This is a genomic window from Variovorax sp. J31P207 (assembly GCF_030316965.1).
Taxonomy (GTDB): domain Bacteria; phylum Pseudomonadota; class Gammaproteobacteria; order Burkholderiales; family Burkholderiaceae_C; genus Variovorax; species Variovorax ginsengisoli_B.
This window is the reverse complement of sequence record NZ_JASZYN010000006.1, coordinates 85918-104677: the sequence shown is the minus strand read 5'-3', so window position 1 is coordinate 104677 and position 18760 is coordinate 85918. Positions and strand designations below refer to the sequence as shown.

18 protein-coding genes are annotated in these 18760 nt (G+C 69.4%); 16 read left to right on the top strand and 2 right to left on the bottom strand.

Annotation, left to right across the window (positions count from 1 at the left end; translation table 11 throughout):
• Window positions 1-5: 5 nt before the first annotated feature.
• The 3 genes from lpdA to QTI68_RS21060 are packed head-to-tail and all read left to right on the top strand — an operon-like array spanning window position 6 to window position 3236.
• Window positions 6-1436, top strand: a complete 1431-nt coding sequence (lpdA, locus tag QTI68_RS21070; RefSeq protein ID WP_286524127.1) for a dihydrolipoyl dehydrogenase — start codon at window positions 6-8, stop codon at window positions 1434-1436.
• Window positions 1437-1440: 4 nt separating this feature from the next.
• Complete coding sequence (gene zapE, locus QTI68_RS21065) at window positions 1441-2541, top strand: cell division protein ZapE (protein ID WP_286507640.1); 1101 nt, start codon at window positions 1441-1443, stop codon at window positions 2539-2541.
• Window positions 2538-3236, top strand: coding sequence for a hypothetical protein (locus QTI68_RS21060; protein WP_286524126.1), 699 nt, complete (start codon window positions 2538-2540; stop codon window positions 3234-3236). Before zapE ends, QTI68_RS21060 begins: the two co-directional genes overlap by 4 nt.
• On the opposite strand, the gene QTI68_RS21055 is transcribed toward QTI68_RS21060, so the two are convergent.
• On the bottom strand, window positions 3223-3993 hold the full coding sequence (locus QTI68_RS21055; RefSeq protein WP_286524123.1) for a PP2C family protein-serine/threonine phosphatase: 771 nt from the start codon (window positions 3991-3993) through the stop codon (window positions 3223-3225). The genes QTI68_RS21060 and QTI68_RS21055 overlap by 14 nt on opposite strands.
• 124 nt (window positions 3994-4117) lie before the next feature.
• Here QTI68_RS21055 and QTI68_RS21050 point away from each other — a divergent pair, with 124 nt between their 5' ends.
• Together QTI68_RS21050 and yoaA are read left to right on the top strand one after the other, a co-directional pair.
• On the top strand, window positions 4118-4321 hold the full coding sequence (locus QTI68_RS21050; protein ID WP_286524121.1) for a DUF465 domain-containing protein: 204 nt from the start codon (window positions 4118-4120) through the stop codon (window positions 4319-4321).
• Complete coding sequence (yoaA, locus tag QTI68_RS21045) at window positions 4321-6351, top strand: DNA repair helicase YoaA (protein ID WP_286524120.1); 2031 nt, start codon at window positions 4321-4323, stop codon at window positions 6349-6351. Before QTI68_RS21050 ends, yoaA begins: the two co-directional genes overlap by 1 nt.
• Before the next feature lie 12 nt (window positions 6352-6363).
• On the opposite strand, the gene QTI68_RS21040 is transcribed toward yoaA, so the two are convergent.
• Window positions 6364-7173, bottom strand: a complete 810-nt coding sequence (locus QTI68_RS21040) for an outer membrane protein assembly factor BamD (RefSeq protein ID WP_286524119.1) — start codon at window positions 7171-7173, stop codon at window positions 6364-6366.
• A 14-nt stretch (window positions 7174-7187) separates the two neighbouring features.
• Here QTI68_RS21040 and QTI68_RS21035 point away from each other — a divergent pair, with 14 nt between their 5' ends.
• The 11 genes from QTI68_RS21035 to bamB all read left to right on the top strand — a co-directional run bounded on the left by QTI68_RS21035 (window position 7188) and on the right by bamB (window position 18744).
• A complete protein-coding gene (locus QTI68_RS21035; protein WP_503011718.1) occupies window positions 7188-8213 on the top strand; it encodes an RluA family pseudouridine synthase in 1026 nt (341 codons plus the stop codon).
• A 129-nt stretch (window positions 8214-8342) separates the two neighbouring features.
• On the top strand, window positions 8343-9098 hold the full coding sequence (gene scpB, locus QTI68_RS21030; RefSeq protein ID WP_286524117.1) for an SMC-Scp complex subunit ScpB: 756 nt from the start codon (window positions 8343-8345) through the stop codon (window positions 9096-9098).
• Entirely contained in the window at window positions 9095-10822 is a 1728-nt protein-coding gene (locus QTI68_RS21025) for a pseudouridine synthase (RefSeq protein ID WP_286524116.1), read from the top strand. The genes scpB and QTI68_RS21025 overlap by 4 nt, the downstream gene beginning before the upstream one ends.
• A gap of 150 nt (window positions 10823-10972) precedes the next feature.
• Window positions 10973-11398 (top strand): nucleoside-diphosphate kinase, encoded by a 426-nt coding sequence (gene ndk, locus QTI68_RS21020; RefSeq protein WP_286524114.1) that lies wholly within the window; start codon window positions 10973-10975, stop codon window positions 11396-11398.
• A gap of 20 nt (window positions 11399-11418) precedes the next feature.
• Complete coding sequence (gene rlmN, locus QTI68_RS21015) at window positions 11419-12567, top strand: dual-specificity RNA methyltransferase RlmN (protein WP_286524113.1); 1149 nt, start codon at window positions 11419-11421, stop codon at window positions 12565-12567.
• A 4-nt stretch (window positions 12568-12571) separates the two neighbouring features.
• Window positions 12572-13405 carry a type IV pilus biogenesis/stability protein PilW gene (gene pilW, locus QTI68_RS21010; RefSeq protein WP_286524111.1) on the top strand — a complete coding sequence of 278 codons (834 nt, stop codon included), beginning with the start codon at window positions 12572-12574 and terminating at the stop codon, window positions 13403-13405.
• Window positions 13398-14288 carry a helix-turn-helix domain-containing protein gene (locus tag QTI68_RS21005; protein WP_286524110.1) on the top strand — a complete coding sequence of 297 codons (891 nt, stop codon included), beginning with the start codon at window positions 13398-13400 and terminating at the stop codon, window positions 14286-14288. The genes pilW and QTI68_RS21005 overlap by 8 nt, the downstream gene beginning before the upstream one ends.
• 11 nt (window positions 14289-14299) lie before the next feature.
• Window positions 14300-15592 (top strand): flavodoxin-dependent (E)-4-hydroxy-3-methylbut-2-enyl-diphosphate synthase, encoded by a 1293-nt coding sequence (gene ispG / locus QTI68_RS21000; RefSeq protein ID WP_286524109.1) that lies wholly within the window; start codon window positions 14300-14302, stop codon window positions 15590-15592.
• A gap of 9 nt (window positions 15593-15601) precedes the next feature.
• Window positions 15602-16903: a histidine--tRNA ligase gene (gene hisS / locus QTI68_RS20995; RefSeq protein ID WP_286524106.1), complete on the top strand. Its 1302-nt coding sequence runs from the start codon at window positions 15602-15604 to the stop codon at window positions 16901-16903.
• A gap of 3 nt (window positions 16904-16906) precedes the next feature.
• The gene (locus QTI68_RS20990) at window positions 16907-17602 is read left to right on the top strand and encodes a YfgM family protein (RefSeq protein ID WP_286524105.1); all 696 of its coding nucleotides are present in this window, start codon (window positions 16907-16909) and stop codon (window positions 17600-17602) included.
• The gene (gene bamB, locus QTI68_RS20985) at window positions 17599-18744 is read left to right on the top strand and encodes an outer membrane protein assembly factor BamB (RefSeq protein WP_286524104.1); all 1146 of its coding nucleotides are present in this window, start codon (window positions 17599-17601) and stop codon (window positions 18742-18744) included. The genes QTI68_RS20990 and bamB overlap by 4 nt, the downstream gene beginning before the upstream one ends.
• Window positions 18745-18760 lie beyond the last annotated feature (16 nt).

The following is an 18760-nucleotide window of genomic DNA, read 5'->3' as shown; positions in this document are numbered from 1 at the left end:
ACCGGATGTCTGACAAGCAATTCGACGTCGTCGTCATCGGCGGCGGCCCCGGCGGCTACGTGGCTGCGATCCGCGCGGCACAGCTCGGCTTCAACGTGGCCTGCATCGACGAGTGGAAGAACGCCAAGGGCGGTCCTGCCCTCGGCGGCACCTGCACCAACATCGGCTGCATTCCCTCGAAGGCGCTGCTGCAGTCCTCCGAGCACTACGAGCACGCCGGCCACAGCTTCGCCGACCATGGCATCAAGGTCGAAGGCCTGGGCCTCGATGTCGCCAAGATGCTGTCCCGCAAGGACACCGTCGTGAAGCAGAACAACGACGGCATCGTCTACCTGTTCAAGAAGAACAAGGTCGCGTTCTTCCATGGCCGCGGCTCGTTCGTGAAGGCCTCCGACGCCGGCTACGAAATCAAGGTCTCGGGCGCTGCCGAAGAGAGCATCACCGCCAAGCAGGTCATCGTCGCGACCGGCTCCAACGCGCGTCCCTTGCCCGGCGCACCGTTCGACGAGGAGAACATCCTCTCGAACGACGGCGCGCTGCGCATCGGCGCCGTACCGAAGAAGCTGGCGCTGATCGGCTCCGGCGTGATCGGCCTCGAAATGGGCTCGGTCTGGCGCCGCCTCGGTGCCGAGGTCACGGTGCTCGAAGCGCTGCCGACCTTCCTCGGCGCGGTCGACGAGCAGATCGCCAAGGAGGCGCTCAAGGCCTTCACCAAGCAGAACCTCAAGATCGAGCTCGGTGTCACGGTCGGCGAGGTCAAGTCGGGCAAGAAAGGCGTCTCGATCGCCTACACCGACGCCAAGGGCGGCGCGCAGTCGCTCGAGGTCGACAAGCTGATCGTCTCGATCGGCCGCGTGCCCAACACCATCGGCCTCAACGCCGAAGCGGTGGGCCTGAAGCTCGACGAGCGCGGCGCCATCGAGGTCGACGAAGAGTGCCGCACCAGCCTGCCCGGCGTCTGGGCCATCGGCGACGTGGTGCGCGGCCCGATGCTGGCGCACAAGGCCGAGGAAGAGGGCGTGGCGGTGGCCGAGCGCATCGCGGGCCAGCACGGCCACGTCAACTTCAACACGATCCCGTGGGTGATCTACACCTCGCCCGAGATCGCCTGGGTCGGCCAGACCGAGCAGCAGCTCAAGGCCAGCGGCCGGGCCTACAAGGCCGGCACCTTCCCGTTCCTCGCGAACGGTCGGGCGCGTGCATTGGGCGACACCACCGGCATGGTCAAGTTCCTGGCCGATGCGGCCACCGACGAGATCCTCGGCGTCCACATGGTCGGACCGATGGTGAGCGAGCTGATCTCCGAAGCCGTGGTGGCGATGGAGTTCAAGGCCAGCGCCGAAGACATCGCGCGCATCTGCCACGCCCATCCGTCGCTGTCCGAGGCGACGAAGGAAGCGGCCCTTGCCGTCGACAAGCGCACCCTGAACTTCTGAGTTCGTGACTACTGTCAGGCAGGCGTACGACGCGGAGCTGGCGGCGCGGGGTTACCAAAGCGACCCCGCGCAGCTGCGCGCCGTGGAAGCCCTCGACCGCTGCGCGCGCGAGTGGGGCGAGTACAAGGCGCAGCGCTCCAACGCCTTCAAGAAGCTGATCAACCGGCCGGAGATCCCGCGCGGGGTCTACATGTACGGCGGCGTCGGGCGCGGCAAGAGCTTCCTGATGGACTGCTTCTACAACGCGGTCCCTCTCAGGCGCAAGACGCGACTGCACTTCCACGAGTTCATGCGCGAGGTCCATCGCGAGCTGGCCGAGCTGCAGGGCACGGTCAACCCGCTGGACGAACTGGGCCTGCGGATTTCCAAGCGCTACAAGCTGATCTGCTTCGACGAGTTCCATGTCGCCGACATCACCGATGCGATGATCCTGCACCGGCTGCTGGCGGCGTTGTTCGAGAACGGCGTGGGCTTCGTCACCACCTCCAACTTCAAGCCGGACGACCTCTACCCGGGCGGCCTGCACCGCGACCGGATCCTGCCGGCGATCGCGCTGCTCAACCAGCGGCTGGAGGTGCTCAGCGTCGACAACGGCACCGACTACCGGCGCCGCACGCTCGAGCAGGTGCGCCTCTACCTGACGCCCAACGGCGCCGCCGCCGACAAGGAGATGCGCAAGGCCTTCGAGCGGCTGGCCGAGAGCGCCGACGAGAATCCGGTGCTGCACATCGAGTCGCGCGAGATCCATGCCCGGCGCAAGGCCGGGGGCGTGGTCTGGTTCGACTTCAAGACACTGTGCGGCGGTCCGCGCTCGCAGAACGACTACCTCGAGATCGCGACCCAGTTCCACACCGTGCTGCTGTCCGACGTGCCGTACATGCCGGTGCGGATGGCTTCTGAAGCACGTCGTTTCACATGGCTGGTCGACGTGTTCTACGATCGGCGCGTGAAACTGATCATGTCCGCCGAGGTCCCGCCCGAGGCCTTGTATACCGAAGGGCCCCTGGCCCATGAATTTCCTCGCACCGTGTCGCGGCTCAACGAGATGCAGTCGACCGAGTTCCTGGCGCTGGAGCGGCGCACCGTCGACACCCGCCTCACATGAAGAACATCGTCCTTGCCTTGCTCTCGGCCCTTGTCGCGGTGCCGCTCTGGGCGCAGTCGAACGCGACCGCGGCCGGCGCCGACATCGATGTCGAGCGCGCCCGCCTGGCCGAGGAGCGCAAGGCGATCAGCGCCCGCTACGACGCCGACCGGGCCGCCTGCTACAAGAAGTTCGCGGTCGAGGGTTGCCTGCAGGAAAGCCGGCAGCGCCGCCGCGTGGCCACCGACGACGTCAAGCGCCAGGAAGCGGAGATCAATGATCTGGAGCGCAAGCGCCGCGGCGCGGCGGCACTCGACAAGCTCGACGACAAGGGCAGCAGTGCGCGCGCCAAGGAGGCCGATGCAAAGCGCGAGGAGTCGCTGAAATCGCAGCAGGATCGCGAGCAGCGCGCCGCCGACCATGCGGCCGGCCGCACCCAGGCAGCCAGCGAAGCGGCCGAGAAGCAGCGCCAGTTCGACGACAAGCAGCGTGCCCATGCCGAGGAGCAGGCGAAGGCGGCGCGCCGCCGCGCCGAAGCGCCGGCTGCGCGCCAGGCCTACGAGGACAAGCAGCAGCAGGCCGACCAGCATCGGGCGGACAACCAGAAGCGAAACGCCGACCGGACCAAGCCGCGCTCGGCGCCCCTGCCCGATCCGGGAACCGCGGCGACCCCGGCCACCCCGGCCACTCCGGCCGCGACGCCTACTCGTCCTTAGGCAGGTCTTCGAGTTTCACGACGACGATCGAGATGTTGTCGCCGCCGCCGTGGGCGCGCCGGCGGGCTTCGGCGACCAGCAGCTCGACGGCTTCGCGCGGCGGCTTCTCGGCCAGCAGTTCGCCCATCTCGATCGGGCTGAAGTAGTGCCATAGGCCGTCGCTGCAGGCCATCAGCACGTCGCCGGCCTTCAGGCGCGGGATCAGGTGGACGTCGACCGGGGGCGGGGTCGACTTCATGCCGAGGCAGCCGAGCAGGATGTTGCCCTGGGGATGGACGCTGGCCTCGTCCTCGTCGATTTCGCCGCGGTCCACCAGCACCTGCACGTAGGAGTGGTCCTTGGTGCGCTTGATCAGCCGGCCATCGTGGAAGTGGTAGATGCGGGAGTCGCCGGCGTGGATCCAGGCGCAGTCGCCCTCCGGGTTCATGAGGAAGGCCGCCAGCGTGCTGTGCGGCTCCTGCTCGCTGGACACCGCCGTGAGCTTGATCACGGTGTGGGCGTCCTCGAGCAGCTGGCGCAGCATGCCGACCGGTTCGTCGCGCCCGGGCTTGTAGCGGGAGAAGAGCTGGCGCGCGGTCAGCAGCACCTGGTCGGAGGCCTTGCGCCCGCCGCTGCGCCCGCCCATGCCGTCGGCGATGACCGCCAGCACGCAGCCCGGCACGCGGGGGTGGGTGACGACCAGGACCTGGTCTTGCTGGTAGGGGCGGTCTCCCTTGTGGAGACCGGTGGCGGCGGCGAGTCGAAAGCCTCGGGTCATGTGGCGCTGTTGCGCCGATGGCGCGGTTCTTGTTGTGAGGGTGCTGACGGAACGAAGACGTATTATCGAGCGAACATACGCGCCGGCCGGACGGTCGCCGCTTCGCTTTTTTGACTGCGTGCCCTTGGACTCCAATCTTCACTCATTTTCCCGCCAGCTGATCGAACTGCGGATCGAGCATGCCGACCTCGATGCCACGATCGACCGGCTGGCCGACGTCGTGCCGCAGGACGAACTGCTGCTGCGGCGCCTGAAGAAGAGGCGGCTGGCCCTGCGCGACCAGATCGCGCGGCTGGTCGACCTGCTCGACCCCCAAGAGCCCGCCTGATGCCGCTCGAACAAGAAGTGCGCGAGGTCTTCGCGCAGGGCGGGGTGCTCTCGCATGCCGCCGACCAGTTCCGGGAGCGCGAGGGCCAGACCCAGATGGCGCTGGCGGTGGCGCGCACCATCGAACAAGGCGGCGTGCTGGTGGTCGAGGCCGGCACCGGCGTCGGCAAGACGTTTTCGTACCTGGTGCCGGCGCTGCTGAGCGGCGAGCGGGTGCTGCTCTCGACCGCCACCAAGACGCTGCAGGACCAGCTCTTCGGCCGCGACCTGCCGCGGTTGGTCACGGCGCTGGGCCTGCCGGTGCGCACCGCGCTGCTCAAGGGCCGGGCCAGCTACCTCTGCCTGCACCGGCTCGACCTCGCGCGCCACGACGCCTCGCTGCCGGAGCGCGGCTCGCTGCGCACGCTGGCCAAGATCGAGCAGTGGTCCAAGGCCACCCGCACCGGTGACCTGGCCGAGCTGCCGGGGCTCGACGAGCGCTCGCCGCTGATTCCTCTGGTCACGTCGACGCGCGACAACTGCCTCGGCGCGCAGTGTCCGCAGTTCAAGCCCTGCCATGTCAACCTGGCGCGGCGCGAGGCCATGGCGGCCGACGTGGTGGTCATCAACCACCATCTGTTCTTTGCCGACCTGGCGGTGCGCGAATCGGGCATGGCCGAACTGCTGCCGAGCGTGCGGGTGGTGGTGTTCGACGAGGCGCACCAGCTCAACGAGACCGGCGTGCAGTTCCTCGGGGTCCAGCTCGGCACCGGGCAGGCGCTCGATTTCGCCCGCGACATGCTGGCGGCCGGGCTGCAGCAGGCGCGCGGCCTGGTCGACTGGCAGCAACTGGTGGCGGCGGTCGAGCGCGGCGCCCGCGACCTGCGGCTGGCGGTCGGCAAGCAATGGCCCGGCGCCAAGCTGCGCTGGGCCGGCCCGGCGCCGGAAGGCGTTCCCGCGGCGGCCTGGGAGGAGGCGCTGGGCGCCTTGCAGCAGGCCTTCGCCGACGCGGCGCGCGGCCTCGACACGGTCAGCGAGCTGTCACCCGATTTCGTCCGGCTGCACGACCGGGCGCAGCAGCTTGCACAGCGCGCCGAGCGCTTCGCCGAGGCCTGCGCGCTCGGCTCGGTGCGCTGGGTGGACGTGGGCACGCAGCTGCGGCTGATCGAATCGCCGCTCGACATCGCCGAGGCGGTGCGGTCGCGCGTGCTCAAGACCGGTGGTGCCGAGCCGGAGGAGGACAACGATGACGACGACGACGACGACGCGCAAGGGCGGGCCTGGGTGTTCACCTCGGCGACCCTGGGCGACGACCCGAAGCTGCGCTGGTTCACCGAACCCTGCGGCCTCGAGGACGCCGAAGTGCTCCGGGTCCAGAGCCCCTTCGACTACGCGCGGCAGGCCGCGCTGTTCGTGCCGCGTGTCTTTCCAAAGCCGAACGACCCGGCCCACAGCCAGCAGGTCGCGCTGCTGGCCGCACGGGGCGCCGGGGCCCTGGGCGGACGCACGCTGGTCCTGACCACCACCCTGCGCGCGCTGCGCACCATCGGCGACGCGATGAAGGCGCAGTTCGAGCGCCTCGAGGCCGGACAGCGGCCCGAGGTGCTGGTGCAGGGCGAGCTGCCCAAGCGGGTGCTGATGGACCGCTTCCGCGAAGGCGCCAGCGAGGGCCGGGCGGGCTGCGTGCTGGTCGCGTCGGCCTCGTTCTGGGAGGGCTTCGATGCGCCGGGCGATGCGCTGCAGCTGGTGGTGATCGACAAGCTGCCGTTCCCGCCGCCCAACGACCCGTTGGTCGAGGCGCGCTCGCAGCGGCTCGAATCACAAGGGCGAAGCGCCTTCGGGGAGTATTCGCTGCCGGAGGCCGCAGTCTCGCTCAAGCAGGGTGCCGGCCGCCTGATACGGCGCGAATCCGACCAAGGCGTGCTGGTGATCTGCGACACGCGCCTGGTCGCGATGGGCTACGGCAAGCGCCTGCTGGCCGCGCTGCCGCCGATGCGCAGGATCGAGGGCGAGGCCGAACTCGACGCCGAGATCGCCGCGCTCAGGAGATGAACGGCCAGCGGCCTACCAGAGCTTCCACCAGGGATCGTCCTTGGCCCGGAAGCCTCGCGTGAGGTATTCGCTCTGCGGGTAGTTCTTGGTCAGGACGCGCTGGGCGTCGTCGCGCAGGTCGTTCATGCCGAGCTTGTCGTAGGACATGTACATGATGTACAGCGCCTCTTCGAGTGCCGGCACTTCGCGGTAGTCGGACAGCGCCAGCTGGGCGCGGTTGATCGCCGCCAGGTAGGCGCCGCGGGTGTAGTAGTAGCGCGCCACGTGCACTTCATACTGCGCCAGCGAATTGACGATGTAGTTCATGCGCAGCCGCGCGTCGGGCGTGTAGCGCGACTCCGGGAAGCGGGTCACCAGTTCCTTGAACGACTCGAAGGATTCCTTGGCCGCCTTCTGGTCGCGCTCGGACAGGTCCTGGCGGGTCATCCACGAGAACAGCCCGAGGTCGTCGTTGAAGTTGATCACGCCCTTGAGGTAGAGCGCGTAGTCGATCGCCGGGCTGGCCGGGTGGAGCTTCATGAAGCGGTCGAGGGTGGCGATCGCCGGCACCTTGTCGCCGGCCTTCCATTGGGCGTAGGCCTTGTCCAGCTGGGCCTGCTGCGCGAGCGGGGTGCCGGCGGCGCGGCCTTCGAGTTTCTCGAGCAGCGGAACGGCCTTGTCGTAGGCGCCGGAGTTCGATTCGTCTTTGGCTTCGGAGTAGATCCGGTTGGGGCTCCAGTTCGCGGTCTTGTCGGCTTCGGTCGTCGAGCAGCCGGCCACCAGCCACGCTGCGGCGCACAAGGCCAGCCAGCCGGGGACGACCGATAATTTGGCGCGAAACATCAGATAAGGCTTTCGTGAAACAGTTGCCCTCGATTATATCGGCCGACCCCCTGGCGGACGCCCCTGAGGCGGCCGACCATGACGAGGGCGTGGAGCTCTCCGCCGCCAGCGAAGTCCGCGCCTTCGTGATCGGCGCCGCCGAGCATGGCCAGCGGCTCGATCGCGCGCTCGCGGCACTGGTGCCGGAGTTCTCGCGCAGCTACCTGCAGCAGCTGATCGACGCCGGCATGGTCGAGATCCAGGGGCGGGTGCTGACCAAGACCTCGGCGACCGTCCATGCCGGGGAGGCCGGGCAGATCGAACTGCGGCCGACGCCGCAGAGCCAGGCCTTCAAGGCCGAGCCGATGGCCCTGGCCGTGTTGTACGAGGACGACCACCTGCGCATCATCGACAAGCCGGTCGGTCTGGTGGTCCATCCGGCGCCGGGCCACTGGAGCGGCACGCTGCTCAACGGCCTGCTGGCGCTCGATCCCCGGGCGGCGCTGCTGCCGCGCGCCGGCATCGTGCACCGCCTCGACCGCGACACCAGCGGCCTGATGGTGGTGGCGCGGAGCCGCCAGGCGATGGATGCCCTGGTGGCGTCGATCGCGGCACGGGAGGTCAAGCGCCAGTACCTGGCGCTCGCCCACCGCAGCTGGCAGGGGGCCCGCGCGCGCCATGTCGACGCCCCGATCGGGCGCGATCCGCGCAACCGGCTGCGCATGGCCGTGGTCGATCTCGAGCGCCATTCGGGCAAGACGGCCCGCACGCTGGTCGAATTGCTCGACGGCACCGAGCAGGGCTGCGCGGTCCGCTGCACGCTCGAAACCGGCCGGACCCACCAGATCCGGGTCCACATGGCGTCGATCGGGCATCCGCTGGTCGGCGACGCGCTCTACGGCGGTGCGCCCGCGGCCGGCCTGACGCGGCAGGCGCTGCATGCCTTCAGGCTCGGATTCGCGCATCCGGTCACGCACGAGCCGATGGCGTTTCGCTCGCCGCCGCCGCCGGACCTGCTTCAGGGTTTCTCCGAGTGGGGGCTGGATTACAATCGCGCCTGACGGTCCCGAGGGCCGCGCCGGCCGCCTGATTGCCGGCTTTGCGTTGCTTTTCGCCACGTGTCGGCAGCGCCTCCTTCCATCCTTCTGAACTAGCGTCCTCGAGGCGCCTTTTCCTGGATAACGCGAACCATGAATACGGCGGATGCCAAGCGCATTCTCGAAACCGCCTTGATCTGTTCGACCCAGCCGTTGCCGGTGCGCGAACTGCGCGTGCTGTTCGACGACGAACTGGGCGCCGACACGATCAAGTCGCTGTTGCTTGAACTGCAGGAAGACTGGTCGCAGCGCGGCCTGGAACTCGTGAGCGTGGGCAGTGGCTGGCGCTTCCAGAGCCGGCCCGAACTGCGCGACCACCTCGATCGGCTGCATCCCGAGAAGCCGCCGCGCTACACCCGCGCAGTCCTCGAGACGCTGGCGATCATCGCCTACCGGCAACCGGTCACGCGGGGCGACATGGAGGACATCCGGGGCGTCACGATCAACTCGCTGATCCTGAAGCAGCTCGAAGACCGCAACTGGGTCGAGGTGATCGGCCATCGCGAAACCGTCGGCCGGCCGGCGCTCTACGCGACGACGCGCCAGTTCCTCGACGACCTGGGCCTGGCTTCGCTGGACCAGTTGCCGCTGATCGAGACGCCGGCGCAACAGGGCGCGCTGATCGACGCGCTCGGCCAGGCGGCCGGCGAGGACCAGCCCGCGCTGCCGATCGAGGACCTGCCGGCCGAAGCGCTGCTCCTGGCCGAGGTCGAGATCGAGATCGAGGCCGAGGCTGTCGCCGTGGCTGCCCCCGAGCCTTTCGAACCCCCCATTCCCTCGCCCGTCGACGCCGAAGCGGCGCCCGACGAGGTCGACACCACCGCCGCCCCTTCCGGAACCCGACCATGAGCCCCATTGATCCTGATGATGCAGCCGCGCTGCCGGCCGACGCCGCGTCCGAACTGCCCGCGGTCGAGACACCCGTAGCGGCCGCCGAAGGCGAAGCCGCGCCGCGCAAGCGCCGCCCCCGCAAGCCCAAGGTGGCCGTCGAACAGCCGGTCGAAGTCCCCGCCGTGGAGGAGGGCGCGGCCGAAGCGGCCGCGCCGGCCACCCTGGCCGCGGCGCCGGAGGCCGTGGCCGTGGCTGTGGCCGAGGACGCGCCGCCGCCGCAGCCGCCCGCGCCGGTGGCCGCGCCGGTCCCCGTCGCCGCTGCCCGCGACGAAGCGGAAAAAGACGAGGACGAGGACGAGGAAGAGCCGGACGAGGAAGAAGACGACCTCGACCGCGCCCGCCGCGCCGCCGAACGCGAGCAGCGCAACGCGCCGCCGCCCGAGCCGATCCGCTTCGCCGACGTGATCTCCGGCCAGTTCGACGCCGACGAGGAAAGCCCCGAGGTGCCCCCGCTCAAGCGGGTGCTGCTGCCCGAGGCCGATTCGCCCAAGCTCCACAAGGTGCTGGCGCAGGCCGGCCTGGGCTCGCGGCTCGAAATGGAGCAGCTCATCCTGCAGGGCCGCATTTCGGTCAACAACGAGCCGGCCCACATCGGCCAGCGCATCCAGTACGGCGACCAGGTCAAGATCAACGGCAAGCCGATCCGCTACCGGATCGCGCCGCCGCCGGCGCGCGTCATCGCCTATCACAAGCCGGTCGGCGAGGTCGTCACGCACGACGACCCGCAGAATCGGCCGACCGTGTTCCGCAAGCTGCCGCGCCTGCAGCAGGGCAAGTGGCAGTCGGTCGGCCGCCTCGACCTGAATACCGAAGGCCTGCTGCTGTTCACCAGTTCGGGCGAACTCGCCAACCAGCTGATGCATCCGCGCTTCGGCCTGGAGCGCGAATACGCCGTGCGCGTGCTCGGCGCGCTCAGTGCCGAGGAGAAGAAGCGGCTGCTCGAAGGCGTGCGGCTGGACGACGGCATGGCCCAGTTCGGCACCATCGAGGAGGGCGGCGGCGAAGGTTCCAACTGCTGGTACCGCGTCACCATCTCCGAGGGCCGCAACCGCGAGGTGCGGCGCCTGTTCGAGTCGGTCGGCCATGCCGTCAGCCGGCTGATCCGCATCCGCTACGGCGCGATGGTGCTGCCGCGCGGACTCAAGCGCGGCGCCTGGATGGAGCTCGACGAGCGCGACATCCAGGCCCTGTTCCAGGCCGCCGGCGGTGGCGGCGAACGCGCCCCTCGGCATGGCAACGGGCCCAAGGGCCAGGGGCCGGGCCAGGACAACGGCGGGCGCAACCGCAATCGCAAGCGCCGTGGCAACCGCAACGGCGGCGCGCAGGGCGACGCCCGCGAGTCGATCCCGAATCCGCTGGCCCATGGCCCGGGTGCGCGCCCGGACCGCGGCGGCGGCAAGGGCCCGCCCCAGGGGCGCCGCGGCAACCGTGGCGACCGGCCGCCAGGGCAGGGGCCCGGCCCCGGTCCGCAGGGACGCAGCCGCCCGGGTGACGACCGCGCCCCCGGGGGTGCCAACCAGCCCGATCCGATGAAGACCTCGCTCGGCTACATCGGCACCGACAGCTTCTCGCGCCAGCGCAAGGAGCAGCGCCAGGGCCCGCGTCGCGGTGGACCCGGTGGCGGCGGCGGCGGTGGCGGAAACTTCGGCGGTGGCGGTGGAGGTCGACGCCGCGGCCGCTGAATTCGGCGAACCGGCGCGGCCTTTCGCCCGCCCTCGGCGAGGGAATGCTCCCGCGCCGGTTAAAATCAGAGGCTTTGTCAAGGCTTGCAACCCGCATGTTGCGGCCGTGACGGAACTCATTCAGATTCAAGCTCTCAAGAAAGCACTTCCATGGCCATCGAACGCACCCTCTCCATCATCAAGCCCGACGCTGTCGCCAAGAACGTCATCGGCAAGATCGTCTCCCGCTTCGAGGCCGCCGGCCTCAAGATCGTGGCAGCCAAGCTGATCCACCTGTCGCGCAGCGAAGCCGAGCAGTTCTACGCGGTCCACAAGGAGCGTCCCTTCTTCAAGGACCTGGTCGAGTTCATGATCTCCGGTCCGGTGTTCGTGCAGGCGCTCGAAGGCGACAACGCGATCGCCAAGAACCGCGACCTGATGGGCGCCACCGACCCCAAGAAGGCCGCTCCCGGCACCATCCGCGCCGACTTCGCCGACAGCATCGATGCCAACGCGGTGCACGGTTCCGACGCGCCCGAAACGGCGCAGGTCGAGATCGCCTTCTTCTTCGCCGGCCTGAACGTCTACGCCCGCTGAGGGCGAGCCCGCCTGACGCAATGACCACGGCCAACCTGCTCGACTTCGATCTGGAGGGATTGGCCGCGTTCTGCGAACGGCTGGGGGAAAAGCGTTTCCGCGCGACGCAGCTGTTCCGCTGGATCCACCAGCGCGGCGCCAGCGATTTCGCGCAGATGACCGACCTCGCCAAGTCGCTGCGCGAGAAGCTCGCGACGACGGCACGGGTCGAGGCGCTGCCGGTCATCACGCAGCACGAATCCGCCGACGGCACCATCAAGTGGCTGTTCGACGTCGGCGACGGCAATGCGGTCGAGGCCGTGTTCATTCCCGAGGACGACCGCGGCACGCTGTGCGTGTCGTCGCAGGCCGGCTGCGCCGTCGGCTGCCGCTTCTGTTCGACCGGGCACCAGGGTTTCAGCCGCAATCTCACCACCGGCGAAATCACGGCCCAGCTGTGGTTCGCCGAGCATTTCCTGCGCAAGCACCTGGGCCGCGTCGAACGCGTGATCTCCAACGTCGTGATGATGGGCATGGGCGAGCCGCTGCAGAACTATGCGGCGCTGGTGCCGGCGCTGCGCACGATGCTCGACGACAACGCCTATGGCCTGTCGCGGCGCCGCGTGACGGTGTCGACCTCGGGCGTGGTGCCGATGATCGACCGGCTCGGCGGAGACTGCCCGGTGGCGCTCGCGGTGTCGCTGCACGCGCCCAACGATGCGCTGCGCGACGACCTCGTGCCGCTCAACCGCAAATACCCGATCGCCGAACTGCTCGAGGCCTGCAAGCGCTACCTCGCGCATGCCCCGCGCGACTTCATCACCTTCGAATACTGCATGCTCGACGGCGTCAACGACCAGCCCGAGCATGCGCGCCAGCTGCTGGAACTCGTGCGTTCGTCCGGCGTGTCCTGCAAGTTCAACCTGATTCCCTTCAACCCATTCCCGGCCTCGGGCCTGCTCCGCTCGCCGCAGCCCCGGGTCCTGGCCTTCGCCAAGGTACTGAGCGAAGCGGGCATCGTGACCACCGTGCGCAAGACGCGCGGCGACGACATCGATGCCGCCTGCGGCCAGCTCGCCGGCGACGTGAAAGACCGCACCCACGCGGCCGAACGGATGGCGCAGCGGCGCACCGTGATCCTGCACCCGGCCTCCCGCCAGGCCGCCACCCCCACTGCCGAGGAGCAATGATCCGATGAGCAAGGCGTTTCCGAATGCACGCACGCTGCTGCTGCAGGTGTCCTGTGGCGTCGCTGCAGCCTATCTGCTGGCAGGCTGCGTCAACACGCGGAATGGCGTGGTGCAGACTTCCCCCGGCAGGGACGCGGCCATCGTGACGGACTCCGATGAATCCAATGGCCGCAAGCGCGCCAAGCTGCGCACCGAGCTGGCGGTCGGCTACTTCCAGGCCGGGCAGACCACGGTGGCGCTCGACGAGATCAAGCAGGCCCTGGCGGCGGATCCGAGCTTCCCGGACGCCTACAACCTGCGCGGCCTGGTCTACATGCGGCTCGACGATCCGGCCCAGGCCGAAGACAGCTTCCGCCGCGCCATCGCGCTCGATCCGCGCGAGCCCAACGTGCTGCACAACTACGGCTGGCTGCTGTGCCAGCAGAACCGCTTCGCCGATGCGCAGCAGCAGTTCTCGGCCGCGCTCGCCATCGCCACCTACACCGACCGCGCCAAGACGCTGATGACGCAGGGCGTCTGCCAGCTCAAGGCCGGGCTGAAGCCCGAAGCCGAGCGCAGCCTGATGCAGGCCTACGAAATCGATGCCGGCAATCCGGTGATCGGCTACAACCTGGCCTCGATCCTGGCCCAGCGCAACGACTGGCAGCGGGCCCAGTTCTACATCCGCCGCGTCAACAACAGCCCGTCGGCCAGCGCCGAGTCGCTGTGGCTCGGCATCAAGATCGAACGTCAACTCGGCAACCGCGAAGCGGTCTCGCGGTTGGCGGACCAATTGCAACGGCGCTTCCCCCAGTCGCGGGAGGCGATCGCGTACGAGCGCGGAAATTTCAATGATTGAGCGAGCGAGTGAATTCGGGGCTTCGGCCGCGGTGCCCCTGGTCGGTGGCGACAGCACGAACCTGTCGGCCGGCGCCATGCTGCGCGAGGCGCGGGAGGCGCACGGCCTGCATATCGACATGGTCGCCGCGGCGCTCAAGGTGTCGCCGCAGAAGCTGGCCGCGCTCGAGGCCGACAACATCGAGGCCCTGCCCGACGCCGTGTTCGCGCGCGCGCTCGCGGCCAGTGTCTGCCGGGCGCTGCGGATCGATCCGCAGCCGGTGCTGGCGAAGCTGCCCGGTGCGCAGCGGCCCGGATTGGCGGATGCCGACCGCACCATCAGCAAGAGCCTGAAGTCGGCGGCGCCGCGCTCGGGTTCCGGCACCAGCGGCCTGCCGTCGCGGGCGCTGCTGGTCGTGGTCGTGCTGCTGCTGCTCGGCGCCGCCGTGCTGTTCTGGCTGCCGCAGTCGGCCTTCGATCGGGTCGGCGCGGTGTTCTCGGGCCTGGGCTCGCACAGCGACACCGCGACCGCCAGCGGCACGCCGGCAGCGGCGGCCGTGGAGCCGACGGCGCCGAGCGCACCCCCGGTCCTGCCGCCGCCGGCCGACACCGCGCCCGTCGAAGCGCAGGCGGTGGCCGAGCCGCCGGCCGCGGCCGTGAGCAACGACCTGATCGTCTTCGTCGCCCGCGACGAATCCTGGATCACCGTGACCGAGGCGGGCGGCAAGCAATTGATCCGCCGCACGGTCAAGGCCGGTGAAACCGTCGGGCTGACCGGCGCGCTCCCGCTGTCGGTCGTGATCGGCCGGGCGTCGGCGGTCGACGTGCGTGTGCGCGGCAAGCCCTTTGACCTTACGCCGCTCGCGCGTTCCGGCGGCGTGGCACGCTTCGAAGTCAAACCCTGATCGAGCCCGACATGACCGATGCCCAGAACCCCTTCGGCTGCCTGCCGATCGAACCCGCCGCGCCCCGGCCGCGCCGCTCGCGCCAGGCCCAGGTGGTCTGGGGGCCGCGCACCGTGACCGTCGGCGGCGATGCGCCGGTGCGCGTGCAGTCGATGACCAATACCGACACCGTCGACGCCATCGGCACCGCGATCCAGGTCAAGGAGCTGGCGATCGCCGGCTCCGAGATGGTCCGCATCACGGTCAACACGCCCGAGGCCGCTGCGCAGGTGCCCTACATCCGCGAGCAGCTCGACCGCATGGGCATCGACGTGCCACTGATCGGCGACTTCCACTACAACGGCCACCGCCTGCTGACCGACTATCCGGCTTGTGCCGAGGCGCTCAGCAAGTACCGCATCAATCCGGGCAACGTGGGCAAGGGCGACAAGAAGGACCGCCAGTTCGGCCAGATGATCGACGCCGCGATGCGCTGGAACAAGCCGGTGCGCATCGGCGTCAACTGGGGCAGCCTCGACCAGGAGCTGCTGGCCAGCCTGATGGACGTCAACAGCGCCCGGGCCGAACCCTGGGACGCCAAGTCGGTCATGTACGAGGCGCTGGTGACCTCGGCCATCGATTCCGCGAAGCTGGCCGAATCGATGGGCATGGCCGGCAACCAGATCATCCTGAGCTGCAAGGTGAGCGGCGTGCAGGACCTGATCTCGGTCTACCGCGAACTGGCCCGGCGCTGCGACTACACGCTGCACCTGGGCCTCACCGAAGCCGGCATGGGCACCAAGGGCACGGTGGCTTCGGCCACCGCCCTGTCGATCCTGCTGCAGGAAGGCATCGGCGACACGATCCGCGTCTCGCTGACCCCCCAGCCCGGCGAATCGCGCACCCAGGAGGTGCTGATCGCCAACGAGATCCTGCAGGCGCTGGGCCTGCGCGTGTTCGTGCCCAGCGTCACGGCCTGCCCGGGATGCGGGCGCACGACCAGCACCACCTTCCAGGAACTGGCCAAGCAGATCGACGACTACCTGCGCATGCAGATGCCGGTCTGGCGCAACAAGTACCCGGGTGTCGAGACCATGAAGGTGGCCGTCATGGGCTGCATCGTCAACGGGCCGGGCGAGAGCAAGCATGCCGACATCGGCATCAGCCTGCCCGGCACCGGCGAGGCGCCGGCGGCGCCGGTCTTCATCGATGGCCAGAAGGCCCTCACGCTGCGCGGCGACAACATCGCCAACGAGTTCCACCAGCTGGTCGAAACCTACATTCAAAAACGCTTCGGCAGCGGCATCGCTTCCGAGGTCGCCTGAGCTCCATCCATGGCTGAAAAAATCAGTGCCGTCAAAGGCATGAACGACATATTGCCGCCCGATTCGGCGCGCTGGGAATGGCTCGAAGCCATCGTGCGCGACCTGATGGGCCGCTACGCCTACCGCAACATCCGCACGCCCATCCTCGAGCAGACGGCCTTGTTCGTCCGCGGCATCGGCGAAGTCACCGACATCGTCGAGAAGGAGATGTACTCCTTCGAAGACAAGCTCAACGGCGAGGCGCTCACCTTGCGTCCCGAGAACACCGCCAGCGTGGTGCGCGCCGTGACCGAGCATTCGCTGCTGTACGACGGCGGCAAGCGGCTCTGGTACATGGGCCCGATGTTCCGCCACGAGCGTCCGCAGCGCGGACGCTACCGGCAGTTCCACCAGATCGGTGCCGAGGCGCTGGGTTTCGCCGGTCCGGACGTCGATGCCGAGCTGATCCTGCTGGCCAGCGCGCTCTGGAAGGCCCTGGGCCTCACCGACGTGCGGCTCGAACTCAACAGCCTGGGCCAGCCGGCCGAGCGGGCGCTGCACCGCACGCAGCTGATCGCCCATTTCGAGCAGCACGCCGACAAGCTCGACGAGGACGGCAAGCGCCGCCTGCACAGCAATCCGCTGCGCATCCTCGACACCAAGAACCCGGCCATGAAGGAGGTCGTCGAGTCGGCGCCCAGGCTCATGGACTTCCTGGGCGAGGCCTCGCTCGCGCACTTCAACGGCCTGCGCGCGATCCTCGACGCCAACGGCATCGGCTACACCATCAACCCGCGCCTGGTGCGCGGGCTCGACTACTACAACCTCAGCGTCTTCGAGTTCGTGACCGACCGCCTCGGCTCGCAGGGCACGGTCTGCGCCGGCGGCCGCTACGACGACCTGATCGTGCAGATCGGCGGCAAGCCCGCGCCGGCGGTCGGCTGGGCACTGGGTGTCGAACGGGTGCTCGAACTGGTGAAAGAGCAGGGCACGCCGATCCCGCTGCCGGTCCCCGACGTCTACGCGGTGGTGCCCGACGCCGCCGCCATGCCGGTGGCGCTGCGCACCCTGCAGCAGCTGCGCGACGCCGGCCTGCGGGCCCAGATGCACGCGGCCACGGCCGACGGCCTCGGCAGCTTCAAGTCGCAGTTCAAGAAGGCCGACGCCAGCGGCGCGGCGCATGCGCTGGTCTTCGGCGCCGACGAGCTCGCCCGCGGCGAGGTCACGGTCAAGTCGCTGCGCGACGGCAGCGGGGCCCAGACCACCCGGGCGCTGACCGACCTGGCCGCCTGGGCCGCCACCCTACAATCCTCGGCTCCCCAACATTCATAGCGCATGGCCACCCATCTCGATCTCGAAGAACAGGAACAGCTCGACCAGCTCAAGCATTTCTGGAACACCTACGGCACCCTGATCACCTGGGTCGTGCTGCTTGCGGCCGGCGCCTTCGTCGCCTGGAACGGCTGGCAGTACTTCCAGCGCAACAAGGCGGCGCAGGCTTCCGCCCTCTATGACGAGATCGAGCGCAGCGCGCAGGCCGGCGACGCCGCCCGCATCGAGCGCGCGCTGTCCGACATGAAGGACAAGTTCGCGGGCACCGCCTACGCCCAGCAGGCCGGCCTGCTGGCGGCGCGGGCGCTCAACGACAAGGGCAACACCGAAGCGTCGCGTGCGGCGCTGGCATGGGTCTCCGAGCATGCGGTCGACCCGGGCTACCAGGCGGTCGCCAAGCTGCGGCTGGCGGGCGAGCTGCTCGAGGCCAAGCAGTACGACGAGGCCCTGAAGGCGCTCGCCGGCGAGATGCCGAAGGAATTCGAGGCCCTGGCGGCCGATCGCAAGGGCGACATCTACCTCACCCAGGGCAAGCGCGAGGAGGCCAAGGCCGAGTACCTCAAAGCCCTGGCCGCCTTCGAGCCGGGCGCCGACTACCGCCGCCTGGTCGAGATCAAGCTCAACGCCGTCGGCGTCGACCCGAAGAGCCTGGCTCCGGCGGCCGGCAGCGCCGCATCCCCAGCCAAGACCACACCATGAATTTGAAGCGTTACCTGACTTGGGCGCCCGCCCTGCGCATCGGGGCGGCCGCCGCATTGATCGCAACGCTGGCGGCCTGTACCGGCACGGCACGGCCGAAGCCCGTCGAACTGCCGCCCAACGCGGCGCTGATGGGGATCAAGCAGGCCTGGACCCTCAAGATCCCGAAGGTCGAGTTTCCGCTGGCGACGGTGGTCAACGGCGACCAGATCGCGGTCGCCGGCGCCGACGGCACCGTGGTGGTGATCGACGCCCGCGCCGGCACCGAAGTCTGGCGCGCGAACGTCGGCGCGCCGCTGGCGGCCGGGGTCGGCAGCGACGGCCGCCTGGTGGCGGTGGTCACGGCCAACAGCGAACTGGTGGCCCTGGAGTCCGGCAAGGTGCTCTGGAAGGAGCGGCTCACGGCCCAGGCCTACACGCCGCCGCTGGTGGCCGGCCGCCGCATCTTCGTCCAGGCCGCGGACCGCACCACCAGCGCGTGGGATGGCCAGAGCGGCCGCCGCCTCTGGTCGCAGCAGCGCACCGCCGAGAACCTGGTGCTGAAGAAGCCCGGCGTGCTGCTGGCGGTGGGCGACACCCTGATCGCCGGCGTCGGCGGCCGGCTGGTGGGCATCAACCCGGCCAACGGCTCGTCGCGCTGGGAGTCGCCGATCGCCGCGCCGCGCGGCACCAACGACGTCGAGCGCCTGGTCGACCTGACCGGCACCGTGAGCCGGCAGGGCGACGTGGTGTGCGCGCGGGCCTATTTCGCCAGCGTCGGCTGCGTCGATACGGCGCGCGGCGCCTTGCTGTGGACCAAGCCGGCCGTCGGTGCCGACGGCATCGGCGGCGACGACCGCTACATCTTCGGTTCCGAGGACAGTGGCGCCGTGGTGGCCTGGCGCCGCAGCGACGGCGAACGGGCCTGGCAGCAGGCCGACCTGCTCAAGTACCGCCTCCTGACCGCGCCGCTCGCGGTCGGACGCTCGGTGATCGTCGGCGACACCACCGGTCTGGTGCATGTGCTGTCGCGCGACGACGGCAAGCCGCTGAACCGGCTCAATCCCGATGGCTCGGCCATCGCAGCGACACCGGTCCTGGCCGGCAACACGGTCGTGGTCGTCACCCGCAATGGCGGCGTGTTCGGCTATCGGCCCGAGTAATCAAGTGAAAGGACGC